General features: G+C 73.0%; 16 protein-coding genes. 5 read left to right on the top strand and 11 right to left on the bottom strand.

The window, feature by feature from the left end:
- Window positions 1-82: 82 nt before the first annotated feature.
- On the top strand, window positions 83-2,431 hold the full coding sequence (locus tag G569_RS0141635) for an alpha/beta hydrolase (protein ID WP_157592668.1): 2,349 nt from the start codon (window positions 83-85) through the stop codon (window positions 2,429-2,431).
- A 312-nt stretch (window positions 2,432-2,743) separates the two neighbouring features.
- On the opposite strand, the gene greA is transcribed toward G569_RS0141635, so the two are convergent.
- From greA to yczR, 5 genes are all read right to left on the bottom strand, one after another.
- Window positions 2,744-3,214 (bottom strand): transcription elongation factor GreA, encoded by a 471-nt coding sequence (gene greA, locus G569_RS0141630; protein WP_064750588.1) that lies wholly within the window; start codon window positions 3,212-3,214, stop codon window positions 2,744-2,746.
- Between the two features lie 10 nt (window positions 3,215-3,224).
- Window positions 3,225-3,464 (bottom strand): hypothetical protein, encoded by a 240-nt coding sequence (locus G569_RS0141625; RefSeq protein WP_028067791.1) that lies wholly within the window; start codon window positions 3,462-3,464, stop codon window positions 3,225-3,227.
- A 33-nt stretch (window positions 3,465-3,497) separates the two neighbouring features.
- Window positions 3,498-4,505: a hypothetical protein gene (locus G569_RS0141620; RefSeq protein WP_028067790.1), complete on the bottom strand. Its 1,008-nt coding sequence runs from the start codon at window positions 4,503-4,505 to the stop codon at window positions 3,498-3,500.
- Window positions 4,502-4,984: an RNA polymerase sigma factor gene (locus G569_RS56130; protein WP_053227827.1), complete on the bottom strand. Its 483-nt coding sequence runs from the start codon at window positions 4,982-4,984 to the stop codon at window positions 4,502-4,504. Before G569_RS56130 ends, G569_RS0141620 begins: the two co-directional genes overlap by 4 nt.
- 362 nt (window positions 4,985-5,346) lie before the next feature.
- Complete coding sequence (gene yczR, locus G569_RS56125) at window positions 5,347-6,756, bottom strand: MocR-like transcription factor YczR (RefSeq protein ID WP_211233230.1); 1,410 nt, start codon at window positions 6,754-6,756, stop codon at window positions 5,347-5,349.
- Window positions 6,757-6,852: 96 nt separating this feature from the next.
- On the opposite strand from yczR, the gene yczE reads away from it, so the two are divergent.
- The gene (gene yczE, locus G569_RS0141605; protein WP_157592667.1) at window positions 6,853-7,449 is read left to right on the top strand and encodes a membrane protein YczE; all 597 of its coding nucleotides are present in this window, start codon (window positions 6,853-6,855) and stop codon (window positions 7,447-7,449) included.
- Here the strand turns inward: yczE and G569_RS56120 are convergent.
- The gene (locus G569_RS56120; RefSeq protein WP_053227786.1) at window positions 7,418-8,293 is read right to left on the bottom strand and encodes a LysR family transcriptional regulator; all 876 of its coding nucleotides are present in this window, start codon (window positions 8,291-8,293) and stop codon (window positions 7,418-7,420) included. The two genes, yczE and G569_RS56120, sit on opposite strands and share 32 nt — an antisense overlap.
- Before the next feature lie 84 nt (window positions 8,294-8,377).
- Here G569_RS56120 and G569_RS63495 point away from each other — a divergent pair, with 84 nt between their 5' ends.
- Together G569_RS63495 and G569_RS0141590 are read left to right on the top strand one after the other, a co-directional pair.
- A complete protein-coding gene (locus tag G569_RS63495; RefSeq protein ID WP_157592666.1) occupies window positions 8,378-8,527 on the top strand; it encodes a hypothetical protein in 150 nt (49 codons plus the stop codon).
- Window positions 8,509-9,435: an ornithine cyclodeaminase family protein gene (locus tag G569_RS0141590; protein WP_028067788.1), complete on the top strand. Its 927-nt coding sequence runs from the start codon at window positions 8,509-8,511 to the stop codon at window positions 9,433-9,435. Before G569_RS63495 ends, G569_RS0141590 begins: the two co-directional genes overlap by 19 nt.
- On the opposite strand, the gene G569_RS0141585 is transcribed toward G569_RS0141590, so the two are convergent.
- Window positions 9,425-9,886: a nuclear transport factor 2 family protein gene (locus tag G569_RS0141585; protein ID WP_028067787.1), complete on the bottom strand. Its 462-nt coding sequence runs from the start codon at window positions 9,884-9,886 to the stop codon at window positions 9,425-9,427. The genes G569_RS0141590 and G569_RS0141585 overlap by 11 nt on opposite strands.
- 37 nt (window positions 9,887-9,923) lie before the next feature.
- Here G569_RS0141585 and G569_RS56115 point away from each other — a divergent pair, with 37 nt between their 5' ends.
- A complete protein-coding gene (locus tag G569_RS56115; protein ID WP_053227785.1) occupies window positions 9,924-11,756 on the top strand; it encodes a hypothetical protein in 1,833 nt (610 codons plus the stop codon).
- On the opposite strand, the gene G569_RS0141575 is transcribed toward G569_RS56115, so the two are convergent.
- From G569_RS0141575 to G569_RS0141560, 4 genes are all read right to left on the bottom strand, one after another.
- Window positions 11,748-12,224: a TrmH family RNA methyltransferase gene (locus G569_RS0141575; protein WP_211233229.1), complete on the bottom strand. Its 477-nt coding sequence runs from the start codon at window positions 12,222-12,224 to the stop codon at window positions 11,748-11,750. The two genes, G569_RS56115 and G569_RS0141575, sit on opposite strands and share 9 nt — an antisense overlap.
- A 23-nt stretch (window positions 12,225-12,247) precedes the next feature.
- A complete protein-coding gene (locus G569_RS56110; RefSeq protein WP_053227784.1) occupies window positions 12,248-13,714 on the bottom strand; it encodes a glycosyltransferase family 2 protein in 1,467 nt (488 codons plus the stop codon).
- A gap of 91 nt (window positions 13,715-13,805) precedes the next feature.
- The gene (locus G569_RS0141565; RefSeq protein ID WP_028067785.1) at window positions 13,806-14,840 is read right to left on the bottom strand and encodes a HEAT repeat domain-containing protein; all 1,035 of its coding nucleotides are present in this window, start codon (window positions 14,838-14,840) and stop codon (window positions 13,806-13,808) included.
- Window positions 14,837-16,765: a response regulator gene (locus G569_RS0141560; RefSeq protein ID WP_028067784.1), complete on the bottom strand. Its 1,929-nt coding sequence runs from the start codon at window positions 16,763-16,765 to the stop codon at window positions 14,837-14,839. Before G569_RS0141560 ends, G569_RS0141565 begins: the two co-directional genes overlap by 4 nt.
- Between the last annotated feature and the right edge of the window lie 30 nt (window positions 16,766-16,795).

Below are 16,795 nucleotides of genomic sequence, written 5' to 3'. Positions count from 1 at the left end.
ACCGTTGGTCGAAAACTCATGAGCGCGTGTTCGACCGACGGTCGAGGTTCGGCCCCGGAGCCCACAAATAACGTCCCGACCCGTGGCCAAGCGGACGGAGGTAGCGGTGCTCAAGGGTGGTCTTCTCGCACTCGCGGGAGTGCTCGTCGCGCTCGCGATCGGTGCGGGCGCGGCCCAGGCGCAGGCGCCGGATCCGCTCGCGCCCGGCCCGTACGGCTACAAGAAGGTCGAGTACAACGCGGGCAGCCTGATGATCACGATCCCGCCCGCGAACGGGACCGCGTCGCAGACGTTCCCGCAGCCGCTCGAGGGCTCGATCATCTACCCGGACACGCCCGGGCCGTGGAAGGTGCTCGTGTTCCTGCACGGGCGTCACTCGACGTGCATCACGTCGGCCGGGGGCGAGAGCTCGCCGCCGATCACCTCGCCTGACGTCACCTGCCGGGACACCGACAACCCGGACGGGACCGAGAACACGACCAACATCCGGTCCTACCAGGGCTACGACTACCTGTCGACCAACCTCGCGTCGCACGGCTATGTCGTCATGAGCGTGTCGGCCAACACGGTCGTCTCGTTCGACAACACGTTCTCCTACGACGCGGGCGCGAACGCGCGCTCGCAGATCCTCGCCGCGTCGCTGGACCTGCTCTACCGCTGGAACAACGGCACCGGGCCCGTCGTCGCGGGCGACGACTACCACACGGTCGGCGACAAGCTGACGGGCAAGATGGAGATGCAGCGGGTCGGCCTGATGGGCCATTCGCGCGGCGGCGAGGGCGTGACGGACTTCATCCGCTTCAACCGCCTGCGGCCGTCGGGGCGGATCTACAACCTGCAGGCCGTGATGTCGCTGGCGCCGATCGACTCCCAGAAGCAGGTGCCGCTGGGGACGAACTTCGGCGTGCTGCTGCCCGCGTGCGACGGCGACGTGTCGACCTTGGCGGGCGCGAACGCCTACGAGCGGTCCAAGTACCCGAACGCGGCTGACAACTTCGCCAAGGTCCAGTTCTACGTCCAGGGCGCGGACCACAACTACTTCAACACGGTCTGGACCAACGACGACGGCGCGTCCTACTCGACCTCGAATCCCGACGTCGCGTGCGGCGAGAGCATGCCGAACTCGATCCGGCTGTTCCCGGTCGACCAGCGCAAGGTCGGGCTCGGGCTGATGGCCGCGTTCCTGCGCGACTACCTCGGCTACGAGAAGCAGTTCGAGCCGCTGATGACCGGCGGGTCGGGGCTGCCGGCGAGCATGTGCCCGACGCTGCGCGGCGTCCCCTGTGGCGAGCTCGTCAAGACGAGCTACATCGCCCCGGCCGCTGGGCGGCAGGACGTGATCCGGCCGGAGGCCGTGTCGCCCTTGGCGGTCGACGCGGCGGGCGGGGCGCTGACCGCGACCGGCTTCGCCACGTTCGACTGGTGCAACGAGGACCGCGACCAGATCACCGGCACCCAGATCAAGCCGTGCCCGCCGAACCCGTCGCCGAACTCGACGACCTCGACCAACCGCTCCTTCGGGCGTCAGCTGACGCTGGCGTGGGACGGGCCGGCGTCGCTGCGGGCGGGGCTGGCCGGGTCCGCACGCAACGCGGCGCGCTTCGGCACGTTGTCCTTGCGCACCGCGGTGAACTGGGCCGACCTGCGCAACCCGGTCTCGAACGGGACCGACCCGGCGAGCGCGATGCAGGACTTCGACGTCGTCCTGACCGATCGCGCCGGGAAGTCGGCTTCGGTCCGCGCGGCGCGGTTCGGCACCGCGTTGGAGCCGTCGCTGGGCTCCTTCCGCCGGCACATCGTCCTGAACGGGCTGCGGATTCCACTGAGCGCGTTCAAGGGCGTCGACCTGACCGATCTGGACGCGGTCGAGCTGCGCTTCGGCGCCGCGACCGCCCGCGGATCGATCCAGCTCGCCGACGTGGCCTTCCAGGAGCCGCCGGCAGCGGCCGCCGCGGAGCCCGCGCCTGCTTCGGTCGCGCCGCTGCCAGGGCCGAAGCGCGTCGACGGCATCGCGGTGTCCGGCGTCACGACGGTGCCGTCGAAGTCGGTGTGCGCCGACGTCGCCGCCCCGCGCTCGACCGTCGCGTCGCTGCGGTTGGCCGGCGGGCGCCTCGTCGCCTCAGGCACCGCGTCCGATGCGGGCTGTGCCGCGGTGAAGGGCCTGGCGGCGCGCGCCGGCAAGCTCGCCCGCGTGCAGGTGAGCGTCACCCGCACGGTCGCGGGCCGCTGCCAGTACTTGCGCGCGAACGGCAAGCTCACCGCCGCGTCGTCCTGCTCGGCGCCGCTCGCGCTGATCGCGAAGGGCGCCAAGCGCTGGAGCCTGCGGGCGGCGGCGAAGCTCCCGCGCGGCACCTACACCGTCCGCGTCCAGGCGATCGACGCCCGCGGCAACCTCGAGCGCGCGAAGACCCGCACCCTCCGCGCCCACTAACCGCACCCCGCGCGCGGCTCCTGGCCGCGCGCGTCCACGGCGCCCGACCGCGCGCCTCTTGCCGCGCCGCCTACGGTGCCCCACTGCGCGCCTCTTGCCGCGCCGCCTACGGCGCCCGACCGCGCGCCTCTTGCCGCGCCGCCTACGGCGCCCCACCGCGCACACCTTGCCGCGCCGCCTACGGCGCCCCACCGCGCACACCGTGCCGCGCCGCCGCGTCGCGGGGGGGTGGGCGACGTGAAGGTCCGTGGTGGACGCTCGCGTCGCCCACCCCCCACCCGCAGGCTTGTCGCGGCGCCGCGACCCAGCCGCTCAGGTGGTGATCTTGAGGACCTTCAGCTCGCGGCTGCCGCGAGGGGTCTCGAACTTGGCGACGCCGCCGACCTTCGTCCCGACCAGGGCCTTGCCCATCGGGGAGTCGATCGAGAGGCTGCCCTGCGTGGGGTCGGCCTCGTGGGCGGAGACCAGCGTGTAGGTCTGGGTCTTGCCGGACTTCGCGTCCTCGAACTCGACGCAGCTGCCGAAGCCGACGACGTCGCTGGAGGTCTCGACCTCGCGAACCTCGGCGGCGAGCAACTGCTCGCGCAGGCGGAGGATCTTGGTCTCGAGGTGCGCCTGGTCGTTCTTGGCGTCGTGGTACTCCGAGTTCTCCTTGAGATCGCCCCATTCGCGCGCCGTCTTGATGCGGTCGGCGATCTCTCGCCGGGCGACGGTCTCGAGCTGCTCGAGCTCGGCTTGGAGGGCCTTCAGACCCTCGGCGGTCATGACAACGGGATCGCTCAAGCCCGCCATTTTAGTCCTCCGGGGCGAAGCTGCGACGCCACTCGCCGTGATCGCACACCGTCATCAGCGCGTCGGCGACCCGCGCGCGCAGCATGAAATCGCCCGTGTCGCACGTGAACGTCAGGGTTTCGGCCGATCGCGTCATGGCGATCGGCGGACTTCCTCCCGCGGCCAGGATCGTCTCCAGGCGGCTCCAGATGGTGGGCGGTTGCGGTGCGAGGATCGTGATGTGATGTACGGCGGGCTCCATGGGCGCCAGCCTACACGAACATATGTTCGCTTTCTACGGTCGGGCGCCGATGGCCGACACCCCGCCTGACGCCACGTCGTAGGTGTGCGTCCAGCGGACGCCGCCTTTGAAGCGGTCGCCCTGCGCCATCAGCCTTCCGGTGCGGGGGTCGTAGCCGATCGTCTGCAGATCGAGCTGGATGCCGGGCCACTCGCGGCCCACGGCGTCGCGCACCGACGTGAGCTTGCGTGCACCGTCGAGCGACGAGAGGACGCCGATCAACGCCAGCCGCTGCTCCTGGGTCGCGAGCGGGTGCAGCAGCAGCGCCACCGCGTTGTTGCCCACCGTCATCCGGAGGATGCGCTGCGGCGCGCCCGGGTGCTGCTTGGCCGCGGCGGCGTGGAGCCACGCGGCCAGCGCCTGCGGCTCGCGCGGCGCCGCCGCGAGTGGGTCGCGCCCAGGGAACGCGTCCATCTCGAGGCCGGCGCTGAGCATCAGCGCCGGGTCGAGCTCGCCCGGTCCGTAGTTCGTCACCTTCGGATCCACGGTCTCGCCCAACTTCTCCTTGAGGTCGGGCGAGCCCGCCGCGCGCCAGGCACGTTCGTCGGCGGCGCTCGGCAGGTAGGGCGCGCTCTCGTCGCCATACGCGACCCGGCCGGAGCCATCGGCCGCGCGCCAGATCTCTTGAGGCATGCTCCACGCGATCGCGTACGCGGCGTTGCCGGGATTGCCGTTCGGGCTCCCGTCCGCGGTGATGTAGCGGAAGCCTGACGCGACCGTGTTGCGCTCGTAGGAGACCGGCCCCGGGGCGGCCGGCTGCGGAGCCTCGCGCTCGATGTCCTCGCCGCCGCCAGTCAGCACGACGACGGCCACGACGGCCGCGGCGAGGGCGAGCGCGGGCACCAGGAACGTGAACCGGCGGCGGCGACGACGGCGCGCGGGCGCGGGCGCGGGCGCCTCGTCGAGCGCGGCGATGAGGCGCGCGCGGGCGCGTGCGACCGTCGCCGGGTCCGGGTCCGGCACGCCCGCGTGTGCCTCGCGAAGACGCTCGTCGACGGTCATGTCTGGCTCCTCTCGGGCGCGAGCTCGGCGGTCAGGTGCGCACGCGCACGAGCCAGCCGCGACCGCACCGTCCCGACCGCGACGCCGGTGACGGTCGCGATCTCGTCGTAGGACAGCTCGGCCCAGGCATAGAGCAGAAGCACCTCGCGCTCCTCGGTGCGCAACGCGGCGAGCGCGAGCGCGAGTTGGGGGTCGGGCAGCTCGAACTCGGGCTCCACCGCCATGTCGGTCTGGCTCGCCAGCCGCGCGTGGGCGGCAGCGCGCCGTCCGGCCCCGCGGGCGTGATCGCGCAACAGGTTGGTCGCGATCGTGAACACCCACGCGCGCGGACTGCCGTCGACGAAGCTCGCCCGCGAAGCGTACGCACGGAGAAACGTCTCCGCGGCGAGATCCTCGGCCGCGACCCGGTCGCCGAGCCGGTGCGCGAGGTAGCGGTGCACTGGCACGTAGTGCGCGTCGAAGAGGGCGGGAAAGTCCATCTTCACGGGCTGAAACGCCGCAGGGTCCCGGCGAGTTCCCGCGAAGCGTCCCGCACCGCGCGGCGGGACGCGCCACGCGGCGGCGCGGCGCGGCGCGGCGAATGGCGGCGGCGCGCGGGCGCGGCGCGGCGGGACGCGCCACGCGGCAGCGAGGCGCGGCGAATGGCGGCGGTGCGCGGCGCGGCGCGGCGCGGCGCGGCGCGGCAGGGCGGGGCGGGGCGGTGGGGCGCGGCGGGACGCGACCGGCGGGCGCGGGCGGCTCGGCGAGCGCGGGCGGCGGGGCGGGACGCGCCACGCGGCCGGGCGGCGGGGCGCGAGTGTCGAGTTTCTCGCGCAGAGCGCGACAAAGTCGACGCTCGTGGTCAGGCGACGAGGGCCGCCGGGGGGTCGAGCGGGAGCGGGGCCGAGTCGGAGACCGCGCGCCAGGCGACGGCCAGCCGCGACGCGGCGTCCTCCAGCACCGGTGACGGGAGGCTGAACGGGAGGCGGACGAAGCGCTCGAAGGCGCCGTCGACGCCGAAGCGCGGGCCCGCCGCCAACCGCACGCCGTGGCGGTCGGCGATCGCGGCCAGGGCGGTCGAGCGCGGGGCGTCGAGCTCCACCCACAGGGACAACCCACCCGCCGGGACGCGAACGCGCCACTCGGGCAACTGGGAACGCAAGGCCCGGACGAACGTGTCGCGCCGCTCGCGGGCGGCGGCGCGCTGGCGGGCGAGCACCTCGTCCTCGCGCGCGAGCAACTCGACCGCGACGAGCTGCTCCAGCACCGGGCTGCAGATGTCCAGAGCAGCCCGGGCGGCCGACAACCGGCGGACGAGTGCGGGCGTCGCCCGGATCCAGCCGATCCGCATCCCCGCCCAGTACGCCTTGCTCATCGAGCCGATCGTGATCGCGGTCTCGCCGTCGACATCCAGCGCGGCGACGGGCAGCTCGCCCGGCTGGCCGTCGAGCTCCAGCCCCGCGATCGTCTCGTCGACGACGAGCGGCGTGCGCGAGGCGCGGGTCAAGGCGACGAGGCGCGAGCGATCCTCAGCCGACATCGTCAGCCCGGTCGGGTTCTGGTGGTCCGGGATCACGTACGCGAGCCGCGGCGCGGCCTGGCGCAACGTCGCCTCGAGCATGTCGAGGTCCCAGCCGTCGGCCAGCATCGGCACCGGCACGGGGCGCGCACCCACCGCCCGCACCGCGTCCAGGGCGGCCGCGTACGTCGGGTGCTCGGTCAGCACGCGGTCGCCGGGCCCGGCCAGGACACGCAACAACAGCGTGAACGCGTGCAGCGCACCGGCGGTCACGAAGATCTGGTCGGGCGTCGTGGGCACGCCGCGGCGGGTGAACTGCTCGGCCAGAGCACGCCGCAAGGACACCAGCCCCGCCGCGTCGTAGCCGGGCCCCGGCAGGTGCCGCGGCAACTCGGCCGACGCCGCCACCAGCGCCGAGTGCAGCGCGCCCTCCGGCGCCGCGCAGGCCGCACAGCTGAGGTCGATCACGTCCTCGCCGGACGGACCCGCGACCGGCGCCGCACCCGCATCGGCGGGAAGCTGCGTCCAGCTCCCCGACCCGCGCCGCGACGCCAGGAAGCCCTCGTCGCGCAGCGCGGCATACGCGCCCGCTGTGGTCGTGCGCGAGACGCCAAGCGCCTCGGCCAGCTCGCGCTCGCCGGGGAGCCGCGTGCGCAAGGGCAGCCGCCCGTCCAGGACCAGCAGCCGCAACGCGCGGGCCAACGACGCATACGCCGGGCCACTCGAACGCCACGCGCCCAACAGGCGGGCCAAATGGGGTCCACTCAGTCCACGATCAGGAAGCACGAAGGCCACTTTCTCAGAATTGGCTATAGAAATCAATGCCACTGTCACGCCACCATGATCGCTATGACCCGACGACTTCTGCAGCTCTACGCCGGCCTGATCCTCTATGGCGTGAGCCTGGCGCTGCAGATCCGCGCCGGCCTCGGCCTCGACCCGTGGGACGTGTTCCACCAGGGCGTCTCCGACAAGACCGGGCTGAGCTTCGGCACGATCGTGATCATCACCGGCGCGCTCGTCCTGCTCGCCTGGATCCCGATCCGGCAGAAGCCCGGGATCGGCACGGTGAGCAACGTGATCGTCCTCGGCATCGTCGTCGACATCACGCTCTCGATCCTCGGCGACGTGCACGGCCTGCCGCTGCAGCTCGCGCTGCTCACCTCGGGCGTGGTGCTCAACGCGGTCGCCGGCGCGGCCTACATCGGCGCCGGGCTCGGCCCCGGCCCGCGCGACGGCCTGATGACCGGCCTCGTCAAGAAGACCGGCAAGAGCGTGGGCGTGATCCGCACGAGCATCGAGGTCAGCGTGCTCGTCGTCGGCTTCTTCCTCGGCGGGACCGTCGGCCTCGGCACGGTCGTCTACGCGCTGTCGATCGGCCCGCTGCTGCAGGTCTTCATGCCCGCCTTCGCGATCAAGCCCCAGCCGGTTCCGGCGCCGGCGTAGCGACCTCCAGGAACCGCGCGAGGACTGGCGAGTCGTCGTCCTCGCGCCAGATCACGTCGACGGGCATGACGACCTCGGGGACGAGCCGCGCCACGGCCATGTGCGCCGGGGCCCGCCGCGCGACCGCGCCGGTCGCCAGCGTGAGCAGGTCGTCGCCCGGCGGCCACTCGGCGTCCTCCCAGATCGCCGAGACCACGACCGGCTCGAACGCGCCGCGCATCCGCAGGCGCCGGTTGAACCCCGAGTTGAGGTCGTCGGCGGGAATCACGACCCGCGCGCCGCGCAGCACCTCGACCGACAGCTCCTCCGCGCCCGCCAGCGGATGCGTCCGGCGCATGTAGACGTGCATGCGCTCGCGCGACAACACGCGCCGCGCCAACCCCGGGACGGGCTCGGTGCAGAACCCGAGCGCGACGTCGATCCGGTGCGACAGCAGCTCGCGGCAGAGGTTCCCGGTCGTCGCCTCGGAGGCGTCGACCGCGATCCCGGGGTGGGCCTCGCGCAGCCGTCCGAGCAATGCGGGGCGGATCTCGTGCCGCGCCGCGGGCGAGGAGCCGAGGCGCAGCGTCCCCAGCACCCCGCGGCCGGCCCGCGCCGCGTTCGCGAACGCGGCGTCGACCGCCTGCAGCGCCGCGACGCCCTCGGCGAGCAGCCGCTCTCCCGCGGCGGTCAGCGTCACGGTGCGGGTCGTGCGCACGAACAGCTCGACGCCGAGCTCGGCCTCGAGCTGCCGGATCGCCTGGCTCAGCGGCGACGCGGCCATGTGCAGCCGGTCGGCCGCGCGCGAGAAGCTCAGCTCCTCCGCGACCGCGACGAAGTAGCGCAGATGACGCAGTTCGGCCACGACGGACGGATCATGACGCCTAGCGTCCGAATCCGCCGGGATCGCGTCTTTCTCCGTCACGGTCGCGGCCGTACCGTCCCGACCATGCCCGACATCGACCAACGCCCTGAGGTCACGATCCCCGAGTGGCTGCTCCGCGAAGCGGAGGCGCTGCGCCGGATCGGCGCGCAGCCATCGCCCTGCACCACCGCCCAGATCGTCGCGCTGCTCAAGACATGGAACTACTCGTACTGAACCGCGCCGAGGTCGAGGAGCTGCTCGACCTCCGCGCTCTGCTCGACGCCCTCCGCGACGGCTTCACCGCACTCACCCGCGGCGAGGTCACCGCCCCCGGCCGCAACGAGCTGACGATGCCCGACGAGGCGTTCCTGCTCGGCATGCCGGGCCGGCTGCGCGACGGGCTGATGACGGTGAAGGTCGTGACGGTCTTCGAGAGCCATGACCCGAGCCACCTGGCGACGATCGGCCTCTACGACCAGCACACCGGCGCCTGCAAGGCGTTTATCGACGGGACCTTCATCACCGCGATCCGAACGTCCGCGGCCGCCGCGGTCGCGACCGACCTGCTGGCGAGAGAGGACGCCCGCACGCTGGCGATCATCGGTGCCGGCGTGCAGGGCGAGCACCACCTCAAGACGCTCCCGCTCGTCCGCGACTTCGACGAGATCCGCGTCAGCTCGCTCTACCGCGCCGACGCCGAGCGGATCGTCGAGCTGCATCCACGCGCGCACGTGGTCGACGACCCCGAGGAGGCCGTGCGCGGAGCGGACGTCGTCGCGCTCGCCACGCACGCCGCGCAGCCGGTCGTGGCCAAGGAGTGGCTCGCGCCCGGCACGCACGTCAGCTCGGTCGGCTATCGCCCGCCGGATGGCGAGCTCCCCCGCGAGTTGCTCGACCACCGACTGTTCGTCGAGACCCGCGAGGCGTTCGAGCCCACGCCGGTCGGCTGCGCCGAGTTGCAGGGCGTCGACCCGAGCACCGCGACCGAGCTCGGTGAGGTGCTCCTCAACATCAGGCCAGGCCGCCGCACCGCCGACGAGATCACCGTCTACAAGGCGATGGGCCACGTCGTGGAGGACATCGTGGCCGCGGAGCTCGTCTACGCCGCCGCCGGCGACCGGGGCACCACGATCACGCTCTAGAGCGCTCCTTGGCGATGAACTTGTCGAGGCCGGCCTTGGCCGTGCCGCCCACCTTGCGGCGCAGGAACGGGGTCCAGCCGAGCAGCAGGCCCTTCGTTCCGAGCGCCTGGCGCGACCACTTCCAGAAGCTGAAGGAGTCGACATGGTCGGTGATCAGCCCGTCCGTCACCACGATCCGCGCGCGGACGTCGTTGACCACCGGCCGGCCGGTGGCGGAGAACGTGTAGTGGGCGATCCAGTGCGCCGACTGCGCATCGTGCTCGGCGAGCTCGACCGTCAGGTCGCGCGCGGTGCGGGTGAGCATGCGCCACATTGCTCCGGCCTCGGCACCCGTCAGGTCGCCGAACACCGGGTCGCGGAAATGGCCGTCCGGCGCGTACAGGGCGGCCATCGCGTCCCCGTCGCGCCGGTTGAACGCGGCGTACAGCGACTCCACCGTCTGGGTACTCATGGCTTGAGCCTTCCAGATCCGCGGGCACAGTGTGTGCATGCGTCTCGCCCTCGCACTTCTCGCGCTGCTGGTCCTCGCCGCCCCGGCACAGGCCCAGGAGGTCCCCGCGCGCGTGCAGGGCGACAAGATCGTGCTCACGCAGGGCAAGACGCCGAGCTTCTGGGCGGGCGTGAACCTGGGCGCGACACTCCCCGGCCACGCGCCCGGTGAGCTCGCCCCCTCGCGCGCCGACTACGACCGCTGGCTCACCGGCATCGGCGACCTCGACGCCAAGGTCGTGCGCGTCTACACGATCCTGCGCCCGGCCTTCTACGACGCCCTCGCCGCGTACAACCAGCGTCACCCGAACGCCCCGCTGCACTTCATCCAGGGCGTGTGGATCCCCGAGGAGGAGTTCCTCGCCACCCAGAACGCCTACGACCCGTCGGTCACCAACGGCTTCGACGCCGAGATCGAGGACGCGGTCAAGGTCGTCCACGGCGGCGTGACGCTGCCGAAGCGACCCGGCCACGCGAGCGGGACGTATCGCTCAGACGTCTCGAAGTGGCTGCTCGCCTGGTCACCAGGGATCGAGTGGGACCCGGCCGCGGCGAGCGCCACCGACGCGAAGAACGCCGGCACGCCGCCCTATGCGGGCCGCTACGTCACGGCGACGCCGGACGCGACCCCGATGGAGAGCTGGCTCGCCGCCCGCCTCGACCACCTCGCGACGCTCGAGGCCGCCCGCGGATGGAGCCGCCCGCTGACGTTCACGAACTGGATCACCGCCGACCCGCTCCCCCACCCGCTCGAGCCATTCGGAGACGAGGACCGGGTCTCGATCGACGCGATGCACCTGCAGGCCACCGCCGCGTGGGCGGGCGGCTTCTTCGCCTCCTACCACGCGTACCCGTACTACCCGGACTTCCTGCGCCTCGAGTACCGGGGCGCGGCCGACCCCTATGCCGCCTACCTGCAGCAGCTGCGCGCCCACCACGCCGGGCAGGCGGTGATGGTGACCGAGTTCGGCGTCCCGAGCGGGATCGGCGTCGCGCACCGCGGTCCGCTCGGACGCGACCAGGGCGATCACTCCGAGCAGCAGGCGGGCAAGATCGACGCCTCGATGCTGCGCGTGATCGAGTCCAACGGCTTCGCGGGCGGGCTGCTGTTCGAGTACACGGATGAGTGGTTCAAGCGCTCGTGGAACACGCAGGACCTCGCGATCCCGATCGACAGACGGCCGCTCTGGCACAACGTGCTGACCAACGAGACCCAGTTCGGGCTCGTCGCCACGGAGCCCGGCAAGCAGGAGCTGGTGACGCTCGACGGCAGGACGAAGGAGTGGCGCGGCAAGACGATCCAGCACGACGCCGCCTACCTGTACCTGCGGGCTCCGGGAGCCAAGGAGGTCACCATCGACGGCGACGTCACGCTCACGCTCGGCCGCAAGCCGCAGCTGCGCTGGGCGACGAAGATGGACCCGATGCCGAGCGTGTTCGGTCTGCCCGCGGGCACCGGCGCGTGGGTGTCGCCGCGCTTCATCCTGTCGCGCCCGTTCACCGCCGGCGGGGTCGATCACCCGGTCGACTTCCTCGACCTCGGCACGCTGCGCCGCGGCTCCGAACGCGCCGACGCCCGCAACCTCGTCGACGGCGCGGAGATCCGGCTCCCGTGGATGCTGCTCGGCTATGCCGACCCGTCCGCGCACCTGAAGTTCGTCGCGCAGGCCGACGGCACGGTCAAGACCCGCACCGCCGGCCCGCTGAAGATCACGATCGACGGCAAGCGCTACAGCTACCGCTTCCCGAAGTGGAACAGCGTCCAGTGGCATGAGCGCCGCAAGGCGGGCTGGAACACGGTCCGCGCGGCCTTCCGGGCCGCATCACGCTAGGCCGGCCAGCCGGTAGGCCACGAGGCTGCCGGCGACGGCCACGTTGAGGCTCATGCCGACGCCGAGCATCGGGATCTCGACGCACGTGTCGGCGAGGGCCACGACCTCCTCGGGCACGCCGTGGTGCTCGTGGCCGAGCAGGACGATCGTGCGCTCGCGCGCGGGCTCCAGGCGCGGCAGGGCGACCGCTCCCTCGGCGAGCTCGACGGCCACGATCCGCGTGCCGGTCGCCTGCTGGGCCTCGACCCAGTGCCGCTGGCCGCGGTCGACCCAGTGGATGCACGGGCGACGTAGCAACGTGTCGCCCCTGGCGAGCGCGTCGTGGTAGTGCGGGGTGTTCGGCACCGCCATGCACGCGCCGACCGCATCGCACGTTCGCAGCAGGGTCCCGAGGTTGGCTCCATACGCGACCCAGAGGGGCGCGAGGATGAGGTGGTCCCAGCAGCTGTGGCTGCTGGTGCGGCGCACGCGGCGCCGTGACTTGACGGCGCTCAACGCGCCGGGGCGTCAGCCCTTTCTTCGGTCTGCATCTCTTCCGAGGATACGGTGCCGGCGAAGCCCTCGCGCGTCATCACGCCCCACTCGCGGCTCCCGCGCGTGTACTTCAGCAGGCCCTTGAAGCGCCACACCGCGGTCAGCTGGCGGTAGCCGAGCCCTTCGAAGAGCGAGATGCCGAGCAGCCAGAGCCGGTCGCCGAGCCGGCCGTAGCCGCGGTACGTCCACTGCTCGAGCGCGAGCGTGAACGCGGTCAACGCCACGCTGAACCCGTAGGCGAGGATCACGAAGAGGATCGCGAACTCGACGTTGACCACGCCGAGGAGCAGGCCGAGGACCACGGCGATCACGCCGACGAGCTCGACGACCGGCGCGAGCAGCTCGACGAGCAGGAAGTACGGGAACGCGACGAGGCCGAGCGCGCCGTAGCGCGGGTTGAAGGTGAGCTTGAGGTGGCGCCGCAGCACGTCCGCGAGGCCGCGATGCCAGCGGTCGCGCTGGCGGGCGAGGATCTTCAGCTTCGACGGGACCTCGGTCCACGCCACCGGGTCCGGGACGAACAGCACGCGGTCGCCTCGCTTCTCCTCTCGCGCCTGTCGCCGCATCCGCACGACGACCTCCATGTCCTCGCCCACGGTCTCGTGGAGGTAGCCGCCTGACGCGATCATCGGCTCGCGCCGGAAAAGGCCGAACGCGCCGGAGATGACGAGGTTGCCGCCGAGCCGGTTCCAGCCCAGGCGCCCGGCGATGAACGCCCGCAGGTACTCGACCGCCTGCATCGCCTCCAGCGGCTTGCGCGGCGCCCGCTCGTGGATCACGCGGCCCGAGCGGACCTCGCAGCCGTTGACCGCGCGGATCGTCCCACCGACGGCGAGCACGTCGTCGTCGACGAGGAACGGCCGGATCATCCGCTGCAGGGCGTCGGCCTCGACGAGCGTGTCGGAGTCGATCGCGCACACGAGCTCGCCGCCCGCGACGTCGAGCCCGACGTTCAACGCATCCGCCTTGCCGCCGTTCTCCTTGTCGACGACCACCAATGCGGGCGTTCGCCGCGATCTGTACACGCCACGGATCGGCGCGGCCTCGAGGCGGCGCTGGACCGGCGCGGCGTGCACGGGGACGAGGTCGAAGTCGCGCTTGAGGACCTCCAGCGTCGCGTCGCTGGAGCCGTCGTTGATCAGCACGATCTCCAGGCTCGGGTAGCGCAGCGTCAGCAGCGAGCGCACCGACTCGGACACCGTGCGCGCCTCGTTGTAGGCCGGCGCGAGCATCGAGATCGTCGGGGTGACCTCCGAGGAGAGCACGCGCCAGCGGTTCTCGCGCCAGACGTTGAGGCGATGCGCGCGCATCTCGATCGCCGCGGACACCAGCAGCGCGGCGAGCACGCCGTTGACGAGGAAGAAGTACCCGAGGATCACCCAGTTGAGCGTGCTGAGGACGAACTCGACGGCGTCGCCGATCACCGCGGCTCACCTCGCCAGGTGAGCCGGTTTCGTCTGGCCTCGCCAGACCAAACCGGCTCACCTCGCGTCGCGGGGCGGGTGTGGACGCGCGTCATCGCGGGAGCACCGCCTCCGGGAGGTCGAGCGTCTGTTGGGCCATGTCGCGGGCGAACGCGTCTTCGTCGCGCAGCGCGCGACGGAGCAGCAGCTCGCCGGCCGGGCCGAGCGCGCGCAGCGCCAACGCGGCGGAGCGGCGGACGTTCCAGTCGCGGTCGGTGAGCAGCGCCGCGACCGCCGGCGCCGACGGCCAGTGGCCGAGGCGCCCGAGCGCCACCGCCGCGGCCGCGCGGACCTCGGCGTCCTCGTCGGCGAGCCGCTCGACGACCGCCGCCGCGTGCTCGTCGCCGCCGAGCCCGCCGAGCACGCGCGCCGCCCACGAGCGCACGACGGCGTCGGGGTCGTCCAGCCGGGCCTGGGCGGGGCCGGCCAGGCGAGGATCGCCGATCCGCGCGGCGACCTCGAGGGGGGCGCGTGGCCGCGGCGAGGTCTCGATGGCGGCCGACAACGGCTCGACCGCCGCGGCGCGCAGGCGGATCAGGGAGTCCATCGCCGTGTAGCGCACGAACCGCCCGGGGTCGTCGAGCATCGCGACGATCTTCGGCGCCGACTCCGGATGCCCGGCCGCCCACTCGGCCGCCTGCGCGCGCACCTCAGGCCGTTCGTCGTCGAGCAGCCGCGGCACGGTCGCCTCTCCCCCGCCGAGCAGCGCCAACACACGCACGGCGTGCAACCGCGTCCGCCAGCGGCGGCTCGCGCACTCGCGCTCGGCGTCGGCGATCAGTCCACGCTGGCGCGCGATCGCGCTGAGCGCCTCGAGCTCCGGGCCGGCGAGGCTCGGCGCGAGCTCCTCGAGCAGCTCCAGCGCACGCTCGTGCGGGATCGCCCGCAGCGCACTCCCGGCGGCGTCGTCGGGCTCGCCGCGACGGGCCGCGGCGAGCAGGGCGTCCCGCGCGGCGGCGATCCGCCGCCCCCGCAGCCTCGCGACCACGGAGCGCACGATGCCGTGCACGACCAGCAGCGCCAGCCCGATCAGGATGAGGACGATCAGGACGACGATCGCGACCAGCAGGACCGACGTATTGATCAATGCGCGAGCACCCGCTCCACCCGTTGCAGCAGCACGGCGAGGCTGAAGGGCTTGGCGATGTGGTCGGACGCGCCGAGCTCGAGCGCGGTGAGGATCTCGCGCTGCGACGCGCGCGCGGTGAGCATCACCACGCGGCTCGCCGCCAAGGTCCCGTCGGCCGCGAGCCCGCGCAGCACCGTCAGACCGTCGACCGAGGGCAGATCCCAATCGAGCAGGATCAACCCCGCGCGCACGCCGGGGGACGCGCCGCCCAGCTCGCTCGCGGCCTCCTCGCCGTCGCGCAGCCAGCGGGTCCGGTAGCCGCGCGTCCCGAGCCCGTCGAGGATCAGCCGCGCGAGCACCTCGTCGTCCTCCACGAGCGCGACGTCGACCCGCTTGGCGCCCTCGGGCCGCCCGCCCGCGACCGCGACGCGGTTCCCGCCGTCGCGCTCGGCACCACGCCGCGTGGCGGACGCCGCCGCCACCAACGACACGAGGTCGTCGCCGTCGCGGGGGTACTCCGCGACGCCGGCCGAGCCGGTCAGCTCGGGGTCGGCCACCGAGCCGATCGCGTCCCCCAGCAGCCGCCGCACGTCGGTCTCGTCGGAGCCGACCATCCCCAGCACGAGCTCGCCCGAGCCCCAGACCGCGCCCACGTCGCCCATCCGGAGCACGAGCCGCGCGACGGTGCCGGCGAGCATCATCCCGCGCTCGCGCGTGGCGTCGTCGAGGGCGTCGAAGCCGTCGACCGCGAGCGCGGCGACGGTGTACTTCAGCCGCATCCGGACGGCCAGGTCGAGCAGCCGCTCCAGCAGCGGCTCCGCCGCCTCGCGGCGCAGCAGCCCGGTGGCGACGTCGCGCTGCGCGCCCGCGCGCGCCTGCCCCATGCGTTCGAGCCGGCCGGACACGCGCGCCACCAGTTCGTCCGGGTGCACCGGCTTGGGCACGTAGTCGTCGGCGCCGGCGGCGAACAACTCGGCCACGGCACCCGAGGACGTCGTCGCCGTCAGGAAGAGCACCGGCGTGCCGCGCCAGAGCGGGTCGGCACGCAACGCGCGGCAGAGCTCGATGCCGTCGGCGCCGGGCATCTGCACGTCGAGCACGACGAGGTCCGGACGCGAGCGCTCGAGCGCGTTCCAGAACTCCAGCGGGTCCGACAGCGTGGTGACCACATGGCCCGCGCTCCGCAGCGCGACCGCGATGATCTCGAGCGAGATCGGATCGTCGTCGACGGCCAGCACCGAGGTCTCGTTGCGCCCGCGATCGCGCGCCAGCGCCCCCAGTTCGGCGACGATCGCCTCGGGCCGCAACTCGGCGCCGATCACGCGCCGTGCGCCCGAGCGCACCAGCTCGAGCCGGTCGGTCGACGGCTCGACGAGGACCGCGACCGCGACGCCGTCGCGGGACAGGCGCGCAATCGTGCCGGGCACGTCGCCGACGCCCGGGCCGAGCAGGACCACGTCGGCCTCGTCGGAGCTCACCGCGCGTGCCGCGGTCACCCGCCAGCCGCGCCCGTCGGCGGCCGCCAGCAGCGGGCCGGAGACCGAGCCCGCCAAGCCCGCGAACACCACGCGCGGCCCGGCGTCATCCGTCTCCGTCGATGCGGGCGGGCCCGCCTCGACCGCGCGACGCAGCGAGAGCACCCGCTCGGCCAACAGCGGCGCGTCGGCGATCTGGACGTCCCCGCCGAGCGCGTTCTCGAGGTCGCGCGCGAGCACCGACCCGGCCGCGACCCCGAACGCGCCGAGCGAGCCCGCCAGCCGGTGCGCCTCACGCCGCGCGGTCTCGCGCGCGTCTTCGCCGAGGTCGCCCGCGAGCAAGCCGGCGACCGCGTCCTCGAGCACCGTGACCCGGTCGAGCAGCGTTTGAACCGCTCCCGGCCACGCCGCCGCCACGGCGTCTTCCGCCGAAGCCGTGGACGCCGACACCGCGGCCCAATCGCCCATCCCCGCCATCGTAGGCCGTAATGTTGCCTC

This window comes from Solirubrobacter soli DSM 22325 (genome assembly GCF_000423665.1).
Lineage (GTDB): Bacteria > Actinomycetota > Thermoleophilia > Solirubrobacterales > Solirubrobacteraceae > Solirubrobacter > Solirubrobacter soli.
Note: the sequence above shows the minus strand (reverse complement) of the source record. Positions and strands in the feature narration are given on the sequence as shown.

What these genes read in the sequence shown, in the direction of transcription:
- G569_RS0141625 (WP_028067791.1), bottom strand. Translation starts at nt 3,464, where the DNA reads ATGGAGCCCGCCGTACATCACATCACGATCCTCGCACCGCAACCGCCC.
- G569_RS0141620 (WP_028067790.1), bottom strand. Translation starts at nt 4,505, where the DNA reads ATGACCGTCGACGAGCGTCTTCGCGAGGCACACGCGGGCGTGCCGGAC.
- G569_RS56130 (WP_053227827.1), bottom strand. Translation starts at nt 4,984, where the DNA reads ATGGACTTTCCCGCCCTCTTCGACGCGCACTACGTGCCAGTGCACCGC.
- yczE (WP_157592667.1), top strand. Translation starts at nt 6,853, where the DNA reads ATGACCCGACGACTTCTGCAGCTCTACGCCGGCCTGATCCTCTATGGC.
- G569_RS63495 (WP_157592666.1), top strand. Translation starts at nt 8,378, where the DNA reads ATGCCCGACATCGACCAACGCCCTGAGGTCACGATCCCCGAGTGGCTG.
- G569_RS0141590 (WP_028067788.1), top strand. Translation starts at nt 8,509, where the DNA reads ATGGAACTACTCGTACTGAACCGCGCCGAGGTCGAGGAGCTGCTCGAC.
- G569_RS0141585 (WP_028067787.1), bottom strand. Translation starts at nt 9,886, where the DNA reads ATGAGTACCCAGACGGTGGAGTCGCTGTACGCCGCGTTCAACCGGCGC.
- G569_RS56115 (WP_053227785.1), top strand. Translation starts at nt 9,924, where the DNA reads ATGCGTCTCGCCCTCGCACTTCTCGCGCTGCTGGTCCTCGCCGCCCCG.
- G569_RS0141560 (WP_028067784.1), bottom strand. Translation starts at nt 16,765, where the DNA reads ATGGGCGATTGGGCCGCGGTGTCGGCGTCCACGGCTTCGGCGGAAGAC.